The organism is Acidobacterium sp. S8 (assembly GCF_009765985.1).
Lineage (GTDB): Bacteria > Acidobacteriota > Terriglobia > Terriglobales > Acidobacteriaceae > Alloacidobacterium.
In genome coordinates this window covers 17,381-33,989 of sequence record NZ_LMUM01000033.1, presented here as the reverse complement: position 1 = coordinate 33,989, position 16,609 = coordinate 17,381, and the positions used below count along the sequence as shown (strand labels likewise).

General features: G+C 56.6%; 17 protein-coding genes. 12 read left to right on the top strand and 5 right to left on the bottom strand.

Features of this window, described 5'->3' with window-relative positions; genetic code table 11:
* Positions 1–41: 41 nt before the first annotated feature.
* Positions 42–920, bottom strand: coding sequence for an RNA polymerase sigma-70 factor (locus tag GSQ86_RS14950; RefSeq protein WP_158750753.1), 879 nt, complete (start codon positions 918–920; stop codon positions 42–44).
* A complete protein-coding gene (locus GSQ86_RS14945) occupies positions 917–2,119 on the bottom strand; it encodes an FAD-dependent oxidoreductase (RefSeq protein WP_158750752.1) in 1,203 nt (400 codons plus the stop codon). Before GSQ86_RS14945 ends, GSQ86_RS14950 begins: the two co-directional genes overlap by 4 nt.
* Before the next feature lie 131 nt (positions 2,120–2,250).
* Here GSQ86_RS14945 and GSQ86_RS14940 point away from each other — a divergent pair, with 131 nt between their 5' ends.
* Positions 2,251–2,631 (top strand): hypothetical protein, encoded by a 381-nt coding sequence (locus GSQ86_RS14940; RefSeq protein ID WP_158750751.1) that lies wholly within the window; start codon positions 2,251–2,253, stop codon positions 2,629–2,631.
* On the opposite strand, the gene GSQ86_RS14935 is transcribed toward GSQ86_RS14940, so the two are convergent.
* Positions 2,632–3,657: a radical SAM protein gene (locus GSQ86_RS14935; protein ID WP_254062407.1), complete on the bottom strand. Its 1,026-nt coding sequence runs from the start codon at positions 3,655–3,657 to the stop codon at positions 2,632–2,634.
* 110 nt (positions 3,658–3,767) lie between these two features.
* Positions 3,768–5,921: a prolyl oligopeptidase family protein gene (locus GSQ86_RS14930; protein WP_254062406.1), complete on the bottom strand. Its 2,154-nt coding sequence runs from the start codon at positions 5,919–5,921 to the stop codon at positions 3,768–3,770.
* Between the two features lie 302 nt (positions 5,922–6,223).
* Between GSQ86_RS14930 and hisI the strand changes: the two genes are divergently transcribed.
* The 8 genes from hisI to GSQ86_RS14890 are packed head-to-tail and all read left to right on the top strand — an operon-like array spanning position 6,224 to position 12,437.
* On the top strand, positions 6,224–6,574 hold the full coding sequence (gene hisI, locus GSQ86_RS14925) for a phosphoribosyl-AMP cyclohydrolase (RefSeq protein ID WP_158750750.1): 351 nt from the start codon (positions 6,224–6,226) through the stop codon (positions 6,572–6,574).
* Entirely contained in the window at positions 6,574–7,449 is an 876-nt protein-coding gene (hisG, locus tag GSQ86_RS14920; RefSeq protein ID WP_158750749.1) for an ATP phosphoribosyltransferase, read from the top strand. Before hisI ends, hisG begins: the two co-directional genes overlap by 1 nt.
* Positions 7,450–8,715: a histidinol dehydrogenase gene (hisD, locus tag GSQ86_RS14915; RefSeq protein ID WP_158750748.1), complete on the top strand. Its 1,266-nt coding sequence runs from the start codon at positions 7,450–7,452 to the stop codon at positions 8,713–8,715.
* Positions 8,708–9,790, top strand: a complete 1,083-nt coding sequence (gene hisC / locus GSQ86_RS14910) for a histidinol-phosphate transaminase (RefSeq protein ID WP_158750747.1) — start codon at positions 8,708–8,710, stop codon at positions 9,788–9,790. Before hisD ends, hisC begins: the two co-directional genes overlap by 8 nt.
* Positions 9,780–10,391: an imidazoleglycerol-phosphate dehydratase HisB gene (gene hisB / locus GSQ86_RS14905; RefSeq protein WP_158750746.1), complete on the top strand. Its 612-nt coding sequence runs from the start codon at positions 9,780–9,782 to the stop codon at positions 10,389–10,391. Before hisC ends, hisB begins: the two co-directional genes overlap by 11 nt.
* Positions 10,388–10,978: an imidazole glycerol phosphate synthase subunit HisH gene (gene hisH, locus GSQ86_RS14900; protein WP_158750745.1), complete on the top strand. Its 591-nt coding sequence runs from the start codon at positions 10,388–10,390 to the stop codon at positions 10,976–10,978. Before hisB ends, hisH begins: the two co-directional genes overlap by 4 nt.
* Entirely contained in the window at positions 10,975–11,757 is a 783-nt protein-coding gene (gene hisF / locus GSQ86_RS14895; protein ID WP_158750744.1) for an imidazole glycerol phosphate synthase subunit HisF, read from the top strand. The genes hisH and hisF overlap by 4 nt, the downstream gene beginning before the upstream one ends.
* Complete coding sequence (locus tag GSQ86_RS14890) at positions 11,751–12,437, top strand: HisA/HisF-related TIM barrel protein (protein ID WP_158750743.1); 687 nt, start codon at positions 11,751–11,753, stop codon at positions 12,435–12,437. The genes hisF and GSQ86_RS14890 overlap by 7 nt, the downstream gene beginning before the upstream one ends.
* Here GSQ86_RS14890 and GSQ86_RS14885 read toward each other — a convergent pair.
* The gene (locus tag GSQ86_RS14885; RefSeq protein ID WP_158750742.1) at positions 12,430–12,606 is read right to left on the bottom strand and encodes a hypothetical protein; all 177 of its coding nucleotides are present in this window, start codon (positions 12,604–12,606) and stop codon (positions 12,430–12,432) included. The two genes, GSQ86_RS14890 and GSQ86_RS14885, sit on opposite strands and share 8 nt — an antisense overlap.
* A 259-nt stretch (positions 12,607–12,865) precedes the next feature.
* Between GSQ86_RS14885 and alr the strand changes: the two genes are divergently transcribed.
* From alr to glyA, 3 genes are read left to right on the top strand one after another with little or no spacing between them, the layout of a single operon-like run.
* Complete coding sequence (alr, locus tag GSQ86_RS14880) at positions 12,866–14,050, top strand: alanine racemase (protein WP_158750741.1); 1,185 nt, start codon at positions 12,866–12,868, stop codon at positions 14,048–14,050.
* 9 nt (positions 14,051–14,059) lie between these two features.
* Entirely contained in the window at positions 14,060–15,301 is a 1,242-nt protein-coding gene (locus GSQ86_RS14875) for an alpha/beta fold hydrolase (RefSeq protein WP_158750740.1), read from the top strand.
* A 25-nt stretch (positions 15,302–15,326) separates the two neighbouring features.
* Entirely contained in the window at positions 15,327–16,607 is a 1,281-nt protein-coding gene (gene glyA / locus GSQ86_RS14870) for a serine hydroxymethyltransferase (RefSeq protein ID WP_158750739.1), read from the top strand.
* The last annotated feature ends 2 nt before the right edge of the window (positions 16,608–16,609 follow it).

The window sequence follows — 16,609 nt, the reverse complement described above, 5'->3', positions numbered from 1 at the left end:
TGTCTGCCACTATGATACGCGTGCGGCCGGATCGAAATTCTTTAGACAGGCAGGGATGCGGGCAGCTTTTCCGGATTGGCCACCAGGAAGATATTTTGGATCTTCTCTTGTTCGCCAGCCTGGAGTGTGAGGATGTGGGAGAGCTGGCCGTTGGTGTAGATCAAGGCGCCCAACTCTCCATTGACCTCTGTTATGCGCAGAAAGCGCTGGTCTGTGGGATGTTTCCGGAGGATTCCCGCGAAGAAGCGGCCGATGCGGTCGGCTCCATAGATCGGATTAAGCGCCGCGCGTACTTTGCCGCCGCCGTCTGAGTAGAGGACGGCATCCTGCTCGAGGGTAGCCACCAGTTTCGACGGATCGCCCGAGGCGCAGGCCGCGAGAAAACCTTCGAGCATCTGCCGATGGCGATCGCGATCGACAACAAAACGCCTGCGGCGATCGCGGATGCTTTTGCGTGCGCGGGTGACAAGCTGGCGGCAGTTTGTTTCGCTCATTTCAAGCACAGCGCTGATCTCCGGATAGGGCGTCTCGAATATTTCGCGTAGCAGAAAAGCTGCACGCTCAGAGGGCGTGAGCGATTCAAGCAAGTGAAGAAATGCAATGGAGAGCGACTGCGCCATTTCATAGGAGTGGGCAAAGTTGTCTGCCAGAGGCTCAACGATAGGCTCGGGCAACCATGGCCCGACATAAACTTCGCGCTTCCGATGCGCGGCTTTGAGCGCGTCGAGAGAAAGTCGCGCGACGATGGTTGTGAGATACGCCCTGGGTGAGCGTATCTCATCGTCTGCCGCCTGTTGCCAGCGCAGATAGGCCTCCTGCACAGCGTCTTCCGCATCGGCACGCGTGCCAAGCATGCGATAGGCAAGCGAAAAGAGCAACGGGCGGAACTCGAGAAACGCTGTCTCTCGGTTTTGACTCATGCCACCAGCACCCCTCGTTTTTGTATCACCTGTGCGGCCCGCAGTGCGCTGGCGACAGCGGCATCAGCCAGCATCCCCTCTGGCCCAACCCAGTCTCCTGCGATGACGACATTTTCGAGATCCGGGAAATCAACGTCCGGGCGTCCTTCAGAAGTTGGCGCCATAGACGTAACGAGTAGGTTAGGAAGAAACCGGGTGATCTGCGCGCAGCGTCTCCACTCAGGGATGAGGAGTGTGGCAAAGTCCTCGAGTTCTTCGCGTAGCGCTGCCGCATCCGGCTTCGAGTCGCCGAAATACTTTGCTACATGGATCATGGCACTGCCCTCCGCAGCCAGTCGTGCAGATTCAGAATGCACCGAGAAATACAACGGCTTGTCCAATCCGAAGGCAACTCTTGCTGCGTTCTCCGGCAATTTTTCGAGTCCAAGATCGAGCGTTGCCATGTATAGCGGGTCTCTCTTCGGCAGTGTAATTCCGGTCAACTTCTCGACGCTCGCCGGTCCAACGGCCAGCACAATGCCGTCGGCATCCATTTCATCCACGTGCCGAACCAGCTGTTCGCAGCGGATCTGAACGCCAAGCGAAATCGCACGTGCGCGCAAGCCTTCGACCATGGTCTGCCATCCTCCATCCAGGTAGAGAACCTTATGTTTCAACGCGAGGCAGACCTGCCGCAGTGCTGCCGTTGCATTCAGCCGAGTCATATCGATTGCGTAAGTAGCGGTGCGTATGGCCGAAACCGCAAAGTCATACACGTGCTGAGACGAGATGCGCCGCTTCAGCCAATCGTGCATGGTCTGGTGCGGATCGTCAGCTTGCTCTGCCATCAGTTGACTGAGGAATCGTCCTGCTTCCAGTTTTTCACGTACGCCGAAGAGCCTTGTCATCGCTAATCCACCGATGTCTCGCACGAGCGGATAAAGCTTTTCCTCCCGCACAAAATACGACAGCGGCCCGCTCGGCGGAAAATTGCCGGTGAAAGGAATCTGCCATGTGCGGAAGGTTTCAAAGGCCACGCCGCCGCAATAGAGGGCATGCGGGCCCAGGTTCATGGAGTATCCAAAATGCTGCTGCGTCTGAGCGCATCCGCCAAGATGCTTCGATTGCTCCATCAATGTGACCTGATGGCCTTCCACAGCAAGCGCATTTGCCGCCGTCAATCCCGCCAGTCCGCCGCCGATGACTACATAAGAACGCATAAGCTTCTTCCTCCGCCGCTAAGACGAGACAGGATTTTGCTTTGTGACAGACGGAGAAAAATTTGTAAGGTCGATCGAGACGCCGTGATGCATCTCAATGTTGTGACTCTGAAAAGAAAGCGAGAGAAGCCTTGCCCGAAGAAAATAAACTGCCAGATACGATTCTGATTGCGCACGTCACAGTGCATCTGCTCAGCGGCGACTCATTTGAACTTTTACCTTTTGAGAGCGCCGAAGATGTGAAGAGCAAAGTCAATGATTTGATGGAGAGCTGGGCGAAATCCGGCTTCCTGCTCCGTGGGCGCTACATTTATCCTTGGCACCAGGTGCAGCGTATTGAGGTGACGTCAGTCGAAGAGTTATCGCGCCAGGAATCTGAGCAGCAGCTGATCGATTGGGAGATCAACGATCAGTTCCGGCTGCAACAGGATTTCTGGAAGACGAAGAAACAGCGCGAGAAGAAGGAAGAGCAGAAAGACTCCGGCGGAAACCAGCCACCGCACGCCGGCTGATTACATCTGGATGTTGATCAGTCCTGACGCCGCTCCCGGCGTTGTGCTCGAATGCTGCGGAGCGCGCCAGTGGTCGATATGCGACACCTGATGCACGCAGCTGATGGTGCAGTGCGGCGCGCAGGTTTTTTCCGTGGTGAATTCGCGCTTCAGGTCGGCCTTGGTGTATTCGGCCAGCGGCACTCCGGGAAAGCCGCGCTGCTGCGAACAGTAATGCACCAAGCCGTTTTCGCAAATATAGAGATAGCGTGAGCCGGCGCGACAACGCCAATCGTTGGGTTGCGCGTTGGCAATTGCTTCCTGGAATTGATTGAACTGTGAGTAATTCTTCTTCTTCCAGCTGCGCATTTCAGTCCACACACTGCGCTCTTCGCCGCCCAGAGGCTTCAGTTGGCCATCGCCGTCGTGGATGATGCCGATCGTCGAAGTAAACCCAAGCTCAATGGCGCGACGCCCAATCGTAAGCGCATCCTGTGGATTCTTGATACCGCCACCCACTACGGAATTGATATTCACATGGAATTCGGCATGCTCTGAGAGCCACTGCAGCTTTTTATCCAGAACTTTCAGGCTCTTTTTCGAAATCTCATCCGGCTGGACGTTATCGATCGAAATCTGCAGGTGATCGAGCCCGGCTTTGTTAAGCCGCTGAATCCGTTCGGGAACCAGCAGGTAGCCGTTCGTGATCATGCCCGCCATGCTGCCATGGTGGCGAATGCGGGCGATGACCTGATCGAGTTCCGGATGCAGGAGCGGCTCGCCGCCCGAAATCGTAATAATGCTGGTGCCCAGGCGCGCCAGATGGTCGATGCGGCGCAGCATTTCATCAATCGGCACCGGCTTCGAAACATCGTCATACTCATTGCAATATGCACAAGCCAGGTTGCAGCGGCGCATCGGCACAATCTGCGCCATCACCGGATGCCGCGTGGAAGCAAGCGCATGGCCCACCAGGGCCAGCTCGCGCACTTTGCGGTTGGCAGCCTTCATGCGGCGGCTTGCGGTTTGTGGACGGACAGCAGACATACTCTTCTTATTGAACCACATACAAGCGCTAAGGGCGAGGCGAGGTCGCCCGTCGGAGGCTTTGTCCATTTGAATGGGGATTTAGCCCATGCGAATGGGGCGCAGGCCGTCTATTTCACGCTCGTCTCGTGCCATAGAAAAGCCAGCTCATCTGCTTCATCATCAACGAGTTGCGTGAGAGAAACCCCGGAGCTGTGCCCGCCCTTCAGACTGTAGTGCAGCAGGATCGGGCGACTCCCGCCGTTCGCAGCCTGAACCCGCGCCGCCATCTTGCGGGCATGCAGGGGAGCCACACGCGTATCGCTGTCTCCGGTAAAGAACATGATGGCCGGATACTTCGTGCCCAGCTTCACATTCTGGTAGGGCGAATACTTAAGCAGATAGGGAAAGTCTTTCGCATTGTCCGCACTGCCGTATTCCGTGGTCCAGAGTCGCCCGAATAGAAAATTCTGGTAGCGCAACATATCGAGCAGCGGATAGCCGCACCAGATTGCCCCAAAAAGGTCGGGCCGTTGCGTTATGGAAGCGCCCATCAGCAAACCGCCATTTGAACGGCCTCGAATAGCGAAGCGCTCAGGCGTCGTGTAGCGGTTCTGGATCAGATATTCGGCCGCCGCCAACCAGTCATCGAAGACATTCTGCTTCTTCTCAAACATGGCTGCCTTGTGCCACGGCTCGCCATATTCGTCGCCGCCACGCAAATTCGGCTCGGCAAAGAAGCCGCCTTGCTGCATCCACCATGCGTATTCAGGATTCCACGTAGCCAGCATCGGAAGCTGAAATCCACCGTAGCCAGTCATCAGCAGGCGCTCGCTGCCGTCTTGTTTCAAGCCCTTTTTGCCCGCGATGAACATCGGAACACGTGTGCCGTCTTTCGATGTATAGAAGACCTGCTTCATCTCGTACTGCGATGAAGCGAACGGCACCTTAGGCTGGAAGAAAATATCGGATTTCCCTGTTTTTGTGTCATAGCGGTAAATCGTTGGCGGAAGGATGAAGGACTGAAAGACGTAATAGCCGGTGTCTTTTTCCGGCCTTCCCATAACGTCCGATCCCGATCCAATACCCGGATACGTGACCTGTCCGATCTGTTTTCCATCGAGGGAATAGATGGTGGTCTCGGTTTTCACATCGTGCAGTCGCCGCACAAAGAGCTTGCCACCGACGATGCTGAATCCGTCGATCACGTCCTTACCTTCAGCGATGACCGTCTTCCATGCATCCGGCGACTCGCCCGGCGTTGCTTCCATAATGCGCTTGTTCGAAGCCTTGTAATCGGTGCCGAGAAAGAAGCGGTCGCCAATATTGAAAACGGATGTTTGTGCCTCAACCCCATACACCAGCGGCACGATATCGCTGTTCGGCTTGCGCAGGTCTTTTACCAGAATATCCACGCGCGTAGCTGGAACACCGCGGCTGATGTTGATGACGAGGTAATGGCCGTTATCTGTAACGCCTACGCCAACTAATTCCATTTCGCCGAGCTTCTCGCCACGATATTCCTTGCCGAAAAGCATCGCGTCATTGGCGGCTGGCGTGCCAAATTTATGGAAGTAGATCGTCGTACCCTCGTGCGTAAATCGTGCGTAATAGAGGCCCTGCTTGTCCGGACTGAGGTTCACTCCAAAGTAGCGGCCGCTGGGCAATGTATCCGGAAGTTCCTGCCTCGTATCCACGTTCAGCACGTGCACCGATTCCTCATCCGCGCCGCCCTGTCGAATGCCATAGACAATCAGCTTGCCATCGACAGAAATATCGTTGATGGAAACCGAAGTATTCTGATCAGCGCTGAGCTTTGTCGCATCCACCAAGCGAATATCCTCACCCTGCAGCCCTTCGCGCATGTAAATGGATGACTGATTCTCATTTGCCAGCCTTTTCTCAAAAAAGATTTTTCCGCCATACTCCGCCGGTACCGAGTAGACGTCGACGCGCTGCAGCTTCGTCAGGTCGCTGACAATCTGCGGACGCATCTTTACCTGCGAAAGATACTCGTCCGTGTACTTTATCTGCGAGGTGATCCATTCCCGTGTTTGCGGGCTGTCGCCATCTTCGAGCCAGCGGTACGGGTCGGCAACTTCCGTGCCGTGCAGATTATCGATTACCGTATTCTTTGCGGTTGGCGGCGGTGCGGGAAGCGTAATCCCATTGCGGCCTTCAATAGCCGTTTCGCTTCTGGCCGCCGCTCCCAGGGCTGCGAGCAGGCAGAGTGCTGAAGTGAAACGAACAGCGTGCAACAGACGTTCTTTCATGGGAGTCGGCATGGCATCATCGTAAAACGAATCAGCTCTGAAGTAAGTTCTTTATTCTGTGCGGCGTGCCGATAGGGGGTTGACATGATTCCGTGGGCCGAATATCTTCAATCACAGATGCAGATTCACCTTCACCATCGTCATCACCACCATCATCACGTGACGAGCGTGTCGGCGAATCCTTATGGCTTAGAGTAAAAAGCCAGAATCAAAGGACTAGAAAGCCCGCCGATGCGCTAAGCGCAGGCGGGCTTTTTGCATCTGCCGCCTGCACCGACTCCGCAAAAACGGGCTGAATCGAAAAGGAACGAGTCATGACGGATAAGGCAATTGATTTCGCAAAGATGGACGGGCTGGTGCCGGCGATCGTACAGGACGCGGTAACCGGACAGGTGCTGATGGTTGGCTTCCAGAATGAAGTCAGCTATCAGAAGACACTCGAAACAGGATTTGTAACCTTCTGGAGCCGCACGCGCCAGAAGCTGTGGATGAAAGGCGAATCGAGCGGCAATCGCCTACGCATTGTGGATGCTGCGACCGACTGCGACAACGACACACTTCTTTATCGTGTACAGGTCGAAGGCGACGGTCTCGTCTGCCACGAAGGAACCGTTAGCTGCTTCACACGGCCGATCGCAATCAACGCAATGGCGGAGGTGCGCTAATGGCAAACAAACTGAAGCTCGGTATTCCCAAAGGCAGCCTTCAAGATGCGACCATCGCACTCTTTCAACGCGCGGGTTGGAATATTTACGCCAACGGCCGTTCGTATTTTCCTTCTATCGACGACACAGAGATTGAATGCACGCTGATTCGCGCGCAGGAGATGGCCCGCTACGTGGATCACGGCGCACTCGACGCAGGACTCACCGGAATCGACTGGGTCGTCGAAAGCGGCCGCGAAGTGAAAAGCGTTATCAGCCTCGTCTATGCCAAGCAGAGCCGCCAGCGTGTTCGCTGGGTGCTGGCCGTGCCGGAAGATTCTCCATTCCAGAAGGCCGAAGACCTCGCCAACAAAACCATCGCGACCGAGCTGGTGGAAGTCACGAAGCGTTACTTTGCCGAAAAGAATGTGCCAGTGAAGGTTGAGTTCAGCTGGGGCGCGACAGAAGTAAAACCCCCGACGCTGGCCGATGCAATCGTAGAAGTAACGGAGACTGGCAGCTCGCTTAAAGCCAATCGCCTGCGCATTATCGATACCGTTATGGCAAGTGAAACGCACGTTATTGCCAACCCGGCAGCTTACGAAGATCCCTGGAAGAAAAATAAGATCGACAACATTGCGCTGATGCTGCGGGCTGCCATCGCCGCACAAGGACAGGTTGGCCTGATGCTGAATGTGCAGAAGGCAAACCTCGCCTCGGTGCTCTCCGTATTGCCGGCGTTGAATTCGCCGACAGTCTCTGCATTAAGTGACCCGTCGTGGGTAGCGGTGAATACCATCCTCGAAGAGACCGTTGTCCGCGACGTAATTCCGAAACTCAAGGCAGCCAACGCCACCGGCATCGTCGAATATCCACTGAGCAAGGTGGTCCTGTAAATGCGCATATTGCGTACAACAGGACGCACCACGAAACAGGCTCAGACCTTGATCGCCGAGCTGGAGCGCCGTCGCAATTCGGTAGACGAACGCGCTGTGCCTGTAGCGCGGCGCATCGTCGACGCCGTACGAGATGGAGGCGACTCGGCTCTGCGCCGTTACGCCACCCGCTTTGACGGAATCACGAAACAATCACAGTTGCAAATCTCATCCGATGAAATGAAGCAGGCCTGGCGCGATGCCTCGCCTGCCTTTCGTTCGGCTGTTCAGGTGGCAGCTAAAAATATCCGCCGCTTTGCGCAGCGCCAGATGCCAAAGAGCTGGACCTTCGAGCAAGTTGCAGGTTTGACTGTCGGCCAGCAAATTCGCCCTCTGGAGTCTGTCGGCTGCTACGTTCCCAGCGGACGTTATCCGCTGCCATCCACCATGCTGATGACAGTGATCCCCGCGCAGGTCGCAGGCGTCAAGCGGATCGTGACGGTTTCGCCGAAACCTGCACCGGAAACGCTGGCGGTCGCCGGATTCCTTGGCGTCACCGAGTTCTACCGCATTGGCGGCGCGCAGGCGGTCGCAGCGCTGGCCTACGGAACAGAAAGCATCGCGCCGGTCGATAAGATCGTCGGCCCCGGCAATGCCTTCGTAACCGCAGCCAAGAAGCTGGTCTCCTTCGATTGCGCCATCGACATGCTCGCCGGGCCAACGGAAATCGTCATCACCAGCGAAATCGGAGACGCAATATTCATCGCCTCTGATCTGGTAGCGCAGGCCGAGCACGATCCCGATGCACTCGCCGTCTTCATCACAAGCAATGCCAGCTTGGCTGAAGAAGTAAGCGCCGAGGTAAAGCGCCAAGCGGCTGGGAATTCGATTGCCAGGGAGTCAATTCGTAACAGCGGTGTCATATTTGTAACAGATTCAGTGGCAGAATCCCATTCGCTCACGAATCGCCTCGCACCGGAGCACCTGACCGTCGACAACGAAAGCGATCTGGAGTGGGTAGCAAACGCAGGCTCTGTCTTTGTTGGTCGTTACTCAGCGCAACCGCTGGGTGATTACATCTCCGGTCCCAACCACACTCTGCCTACGGGTGGATTGGCCCGGGTGCGCGGAGGACTGAGTGTTAGCGATTTTGTGAAGACGATCACCATTCAGAAGTATCAGCGTCAGGGAATCAAATCGCTGGCATCCGCCGCCATTTCCCTGGCCGAAGCCGAAGGATTGCTGGGCCACGCAGAAGCGATTCGCGTACGAGGGAAAAATGTTTGAGGGACCTAAGCCTCGCGCAGCCGTGCTGCGCACGAAGGAGTATCACCCGCCGCTCGGGTCGCGCGATGGCGTGCGTCTCGATTTCAACGAAAATACATTTGCCTGCTCCCCCAAAGTGCTCGGAGTATTGGGAAGCATCTCGCGCGCTGATCTGACGAAGTATCCTGAGCGCGATCCTGTCGAAAAGCTTGTCGCCTCTCATCTGGAATTGAAGGCTGAGCAGGTTCTGTTGACGAACGGCGTGGACGAAGCGATTCATGTCCTGTGCCAGACCTTCCTCGATGAGGGCGATGAGTTTCTTCTGCCGATACCGACATATTCCATGTATGAGGTGTACGGCTCGTCAACCGAGGCTAAAATTGTTTTCGTACAGGCCGGTGTGGATTTCTCTTTCCCGCTCGAAGCTGTGCTCCAAAAAATCACGTCCTCGACGAAGCTCATCGCGATTGCAAACCCGAATAGCCCAACAGGACGCAGCGTGTCGCGAGAATCAATTCTGAAAGTACTTGATCGCGCTCCAAATGCAATCGTCCTGGTCGACGAGGCCTATTATCACTTTTACAGTCAAACTGTTCTCGACCTGATCGACAAAATACCGAACCTCGTCGTCACGCGTACTTTTTCCAAAGCCTACGGATTGGCCGGCCTTCGACTTGGCATGCTCGCCGCGCATGAATCGCAGATGCAGTGGATGCGCCGCATCATCTCGCCCTATAGCGTCAACGGGCTGGCGCTGGCCTGTCTGCCTCCGGCCCTGGAAGATGAAGCCTACCTGAAATGGTATGTGGAAGAGGTGCTCGAAGGCCGGAAACAGTTTGCCGCTGCACTCGAGCGTTTAGGCGTTAGCTATTGGCCCTCAGATGCGAATTTCATCTTGGCGAATATTGGCGCCAAGCATAAAGAATTTGCTGCGGCGATGCGTCGAAGCAGCGTACTGGTGCGCGACCGCTCGAACGACCCGGGTTGCGATGGTTGTGTACGTATCACCATGGGAACGCTGGAACATACGACAATAGGAATCAAGGCGCTCGAAGCGTCATTGGCAGAGATTGCATGGAGAGCGAATGAAGACTAAGAGCACAGCCCATAAACGCACCGCAGAGATCGACCGTAAAACCGCAGAAACTCAAATCAGTCTGCGCCTCACAATTGAGGGCGGCGGCAAGTATAAGGTCAGCACCGGCATCCGATTCTTCGACCACATGCTTGAGCTGTTTACGCGCCACGGCGCTTTCGATCTTGAACTGACGTGTAAAGGCGATCTCGACGTCGATCAGCATCACACTGTCGAGGATGTCGGCATCGCACTCGGCGAGGCCTTCGATCGCGCACTCGGCGATAAAAAGGGCATTATGCGCGCGGGATATTTTCTTATGCCAATGGACGAGACCCTTGGCATTTCAGCCGTTGACTTGAGCGGCCGCGTCTCGTCCGTCATCGACACAAAAGTAAAAACGCGGCTGGTAGGCGATCTGCAATCAGAATTGGTAGAAGACTTCTTCGAAGGCTTCGCGCGCGGCGCACGGGCCAACGTGCACCTGAAAACAATGTATGGCCGCTCGAACCATCACAAAGTCGAAGCGCTCTTCAAAGCATTCGCGCGGGCACTGCGCTTTGCCTGCATGCGCGATGCGCAACTCGGCGATATGCTACCCAGCACGAAAGGTCTGCTGTGATTGCCGTCATCGATTACAAAGCAGGCAACCTGACCTCGGTGATGAAAGCCCTGCATGCAGTCGGCGCTGAAGCAGTTGCGACATCGAATCCAGATGATGTATTCGAGGCAGAAAAGCTCGTGCTTCCGGGAGTCGGCCACTTCTCCGCGACCGCTTACCTCGAAGAGCACGGACTGAAAGCCGCCATCGAAAAGCGTGTGCAGGACGGCGCACCGTTTCTCGGCATCTGCGTGGGCTTGCAGTGGCTTTTTGAAGGCAGCACCGAATCGCCAAACACAGAAGGCCTCAAGGCTTTATCCGGCAAGTGCGAACGTTTTCCGGAAGGCATGAAAGTGCCGCACGTAGGTTGGAATGCGATTCAAGTGAAAGAATCGCGTCTGCTGCGAGGTGTAGCCAACGGTGAGCACGTCTACTTTACGCACTCTTATCGAGCGCCAGTGGTAAATGAAACGATTGCAGTTACAGAATATGGCCAGCCTTTTACCGCTGCGGTAGAGCGCGGCAACATTATGGGCGTACAGTTCCATCCCGAAAAATCCGGAGCCATCGGCCTCCATATTCTGGATAATTTTGTGAGGCTCGCATGACGCTGACGAAACGTATCATCGCCTGCCTCGACGTCAACGCCGGCCGCGTAGTGAAAGGTGTGCAGTTTGTGGACATCATAGACGCCGGTGATCCGGCAGAGCTGGCACACCGTCACGCCGAAGCTGGGACAGATGAAATTGTTTTGCTCGACATCACAGCGACACACGAAGGCCGCGGAACACTGATCGACACGGTGAAGCGGACAGCAAAGCAGCTCTTCGTCCCGTTCACCGTAGGCGGCGGCATCCGTACTGTAGGCGACGCAGCGGCAATCTTCGATGCCGGTGCAGACAAAGTCAGTATCAACTCCGCAGCCATCGCCCGGCCCGAGCTGATCGATGAAATTGGCAGCAGATTTGGCGCGCAAGCTGTGATCGTCGCTATCGACGCACGTCGCGCAACCCAGAGCTGCGATCCCGTTTCTGACGCGGAAGTCTTCGCGAGTGGAGGCCGCAAGTCGACCGGCCGCAAGGTCGTGGAGTGGGCCAAAGAAGCTGAAGAGCGTGGCGCAGGAGAAATACTGCTGACTTCCATGGATGCCGATGGAACCCGCGCAGGTTTTGATTGCGAACTGACAGCTCGTGTGAGCGAGGCAGTGCAGATTCCCGTGATCGCCTCAGGCGGCGCAGGGAACGCGCAGCATTTTGCCGACGTTTTGCTCGATGGCAAAGCCGATGCGGCGCTTGCCGCCAGCATCTTCCACTTCGGTATCGCCGATGTGCGTGAGCTGAAAAAAGAAATTGCAAAACGAGGAGTACCAGTGAGGCTGCCGTGCTGATTCCCTCCATTGACCTGATGGGCGGACGCATCGTCCAGCTCGTGCAGGGCGAAAAGCTGAAGCTTGCATTCGACGACTTCGACTACTGGATCGAACGCTTCAGCGCGTACCCCATGGTTCAACTCATCGATCTCGACGCGGCCATGCGCCAGGGCGACAACGCCGCGCTCATTGAAAAAATTGCGAAGCGGCTGCCCTGCCAGGTCGGCGGCGGTATCGCGACCGTCGAGCGCGCCAAACAGATTCTCGCAGCAGGCGCTCGCCGCATCATCTTCGGCTCAGCGCTCTTCAGCGGCGAAAACACCGTCGGCATGGTGAATGTGGACCTCGCAAGCGACATTCAAAAATCGATCGGCGCCGAGCAATTTGTAGCCAGTATTGATACAAAACAAGGACAGGTTGCAGTCAAGGGATGGAAGGAGCAGGCCGGCCTTACACCACAGCAGGCCATCGCCGCCCTCAATCCTTTCTGCGGCGCATTCCTCTATACGCATGTCGATAGGGAAGGCACCATGCAGGGCTTTCCGTTTGAGATCGCACGGCAATTACGAGCACTCACGGAGCGACAACTCATCGTTGCCGGAGGCATTCGTGAACAGGCCGAGATCGACGCGTTGCATCAAATCCGTGTCGACGTCGTCTCGGGTATGGCGGTGTATACCGGAGCTGTAGCTACCTGACGTTTTCTTTGCGGTGGGTGTATAGCGCGACGCCAAAGAAGACCGTCGCAACGACGGCTTGCAGCCATGCCGCCTGCCATCCGTGGCGTAGCGCGGCTGCAATCGCAATAACCAGCCATAAGCCGCCAATAAACCACCAGATAGTGGAACGACGCATAAAACGCAGCATATCACGCTGCAAATTTGCACATAACTAACTCCAGCGAAAGAAGAAAATCAGGCAGAGCAGCATCAGCAGAGCAAGACTTCCGAAATTAGCAAGAGTTTGATCTTTGTGGGGACCCATGAACATTCTCCTCGCCCTCATCTTCTATGCCCTTCGCATGTGTGCAGGCGACAAAATGAACTTCCTGACCGCTAACTTCCCGAAACAAATCGTGGCTTCCTGATTTGGGAACTCAACCTCGGTTTACGATGAAAATATCGCCATGATTCCAACTCGTCCCGTCTGGGCGGAGATCTCCCGCTCGCGTCTTACTGCCAACTGGAAACTGCTGCGCGCAGCCGCTCCTGTCGAAGCCGAATTAGTGGCCGTTATCAAAGCAGATGCCTACGGGCACGGCGCAGCCGCGTGCGCGCCTGTGCTGGCAGCCGCAGGAGCCGAATGGTTCGGAGTGACCTGCGTTGAAGAAGCTGTGGCGCTTCGCCAGGTGTCCTCCGATTCGCGCATTCTGGTCATGTCCGGCTTATGGTGCGGAGAAGCGGAAGCAGTGATTGAACACAGGCTTTCTCCGCAGGTGTGGGAGCCCCTTCATTTTGATCTGCTCGAAGAAGCAGCACGCACACTGAACAGCCCTCCGCAATCGGTACGCGTCCAGCTTGAAATCGACAGCGGTATGTCACGTCAAGGCGTTCGCTCTTTCGTTCAGTTAAAAGAGCTGCTCGCACGCATCACACCCGATTCACCCATTCAGATCGAAGGCGTCATGACGCATTTCAGCGCGCCGGAAATTTTGCAGCCCGATGAAACCGCGCAGCAGCTGGAGCGTTTCGCAGCCGCGCTCGATCTCATCGCAGAATGTGGCATCCATCCGCGCTGGATACATGCCGGCAACTCCACCACTCTGTTGGCGCAGCATCACACTCCCGCGCTTTTACAGCTGGCAAAAAGGCATAACGCGCGCCTCATGTTACGACCCGGCATCGCTCTGTACGGTTACCCCGTCCCAGTCACTCCGCAAGAAGCATCGCCATCACACGCAGCTCAAAAGCTTACTCCCGTGCTCGCCTGGAAAACCCGCATTGTTTCCGTCCGCACAATCGAGCCGGGAGAAACCGCCGGCTACAACATGACTTTCAAAGCTCGGCGTCCCACGCGGCTCGACCTCATCCCCGTCGGCTACGCGGACGGCCTGAATCGCCTCCTCTCCAATCGAGGCCATGCGCTGGTGCGAGGACAACGCGCCCTAATCGCCGGTCGAGTCTCCATGGACCAGACCATTCTTGACGTAACCGATATTTCCGGCGTTGAAATTGGCGATGAAGTCGTCCTGATCGGAGAGCAGGGCCAGGAGAAAATCACTGCCACCGACCTCGCAGACTTAACCGGAACCATCTCCTATGAGGTACTTTGCGCCATCGGCGCGCGTGTGCCTCGCGTCATGATTGATTAAACTAGATACATGCTTGGTAAGTGGTATGCGCGCAAGATGTTTGCGTGGGAAACAGCGCTGACAACACGTGACGAGAACCGGGTCGTTCGCCCCATGGAGTGGGGCTTTGAATGGCTTGATGATTTTCTGCACTCGCACAAATTGGGCACCGCAGCGCAGGCGCCGGTGGACCCTGAGCGGCAGGAGGCGTGTATGGTCGCTCTGAATGATGCCGTTGTGCATGAAAGTGACAGCTTTTTCGGCTACGAACCGCCCAAGGATTACCGCCTGGAAGAGCGGCATCCGCAGCTTTTTCCCACTAATGTGCGCCCGGAGACCCTGGCGCAGGACGCAAGACTGAAAGAGGAAGCAGCGCGCGGAAAGCTGAAAGCTGCGCAGTTTCTGCGCTTTACCTCGCCCATCAGCACGCCCTACCCGGAAAATGATCTGGTCAACGCGCGCTGGTATCCGGCTCCAGCGGAGAAACAGGCAGGCAAGCCGAAGCAGGCCATCATCGTCATGCCGCAGTGGAATGCGGATGCCTTCAGTCACAATGCGCTTTGCGCGCTCTTTAACCGCTTTGGCGTCTCCGCGCTCCGTCTCAGCAAGCCCTATCACGACATCCGGCGCCCTGCGGAACTCGAGCGCTCCGACTACGCTGTCAGCTCGAACATTGGCCGTACCATCTCCGCTTGCAGGCAGGCGGTGGTCGATATCCGTTGCTGCCTCGACTGGCTTGAGGCGCAGGGTTACGAGCAGTTCGGCATTCTCGGCACCAGCCTTGGCTCCTGTTACGGCTTCATCGCCAGCGCCCACGATCCGCGTTTGCGGGTGAATGCCTTCAACCATGCTTCCGTCTCTTTTGGCGACGTCGCATGGACCGGCCAGAGCACGCGGCACATCCGTAAAGCCTTTGAAGACGCCGGATTAACACAGGCGCGATTGCACAAACTTTTTGCCGCCGTCAGTCCTGTCTCGTATATGAAGCGGTTCGCCGCCACGCCGAAGAAAGTTCTCGTCGTGCATGCGACCTACGATCTGACCTTCCTGCGCGAATATTCCGTCGAAGTGTTACGCCAGTTTTCGGATCTGGGTATCGATTACGTCTCGAAGGTGCTGCCCTGCGGCCATTACACCACCGGCGAGACGCCCTACAAATTTATGGATGGCTGGTATCTGGGCTCTTTTGTCTATAACGCTTTCAAGCAACTGGCCGAGGAGCCACGGTTCTCATCCAAGCCAAAAGATATGCGCGAACTGGTGGCACATTAAAGTCTAAACATCCTACAATCGAAGCATGTCCGACCGCATGTCTCTGCCGCTTTCGCAGGCCGATCCCGAGATCGCCGCCACCATTGAAAACGAAGTTCGCCGCCAGCATGAAGGCCTGGAAATGATCGCCTCAGAGAACTTCGTCAGCGAAGCCGTACTTGAGGCGGCCGGAACCGTCTTCACCAACAAATATGCAGAAGGCTACCCGGGCCGCCGCTACTACGGTGGCTGCGAATTCGCAGATGTAGTTGAGAACCTCGCTCGCGATCGGGCCAAGCAGCTCTTTGGCGCCGAACATGCCAATGTGCAGCCGCACTCCGGCTCGCAGGCCAATGCCGGTGCGTACATGGCGGTGCTCAATCCCGGCGACACCATCCTTGGTCTCGACCTCGCACATGGCGGCCACCTTACCCACGGACACAAGCTCAACTTCTCCGGAAAGCTCTACAAAGTCGTCTCTTACGGCGTGCGCAAAGACACGGAAGTGATCGATTACGACGAGCTCGAACAGACCGCCGCGCGTGAAAAGCCCAAGGTCATTATCGGCGGCGGCAGCGCCTATCCGCGCACTTTCGACTTTCCCCGCATGCGCCAGATCGCCGACAAAATCGGCGCGCTGCTCATCGTCGACATGGCGCACTTTGCCGGGCTCGTCGCCGGCGGAGCGCATCCCTCGCCAGTGCCGCATGCGCACATCGTCACCAGCACCACGCATAAGACGTTGCGCGGCCCGCGCGCGGGCATGATTCTTTCGCAGCAGCAGTTTGCTGCTGCCATCGACAAGGCCGTATTCCCCGGGCAGCAGGGTGGTCCGCTGGTGCACGTTATGGCAGCCAAGGCCGTCGCCTTCCGCGAAGCGCTTCAGCCTGATTTCAAGCAGTACGCGGCGCAGATAGTCGCCAACGCCAAAGTGCTGGCCGATACGTTGCAGTCCGAAGGCTTCCGCATCATCTCCGGCGGCACCGACACGCACCTCATGCTCGTCGATGTCTTCGCCAAGGGCATGCTCGGCAGTGAAGCCGAGGCTGCGTTGGGCGAGGCAGGCATCACCGTAAACAAGAACGCCATTCCTTACGACACTAATCCGCCGCTCAAACCATCCGGCATTCGCATTGGCACGCCCGCGCTCACCACGCGCGGTATGAAGGAGCCGGAGATGCGCACTATCGGCAAGTGGATTACCGAGGCGCTGAACGAACGCGCCAATCCCCATGCCCTCGCGCGCATCCGCGGAGAGGTGCTTGAACTCGCCGAACAGTTTCCACTCTACGGATGGCTGCGTCAGCCCGTCACCGTTGCCCAGTAAAC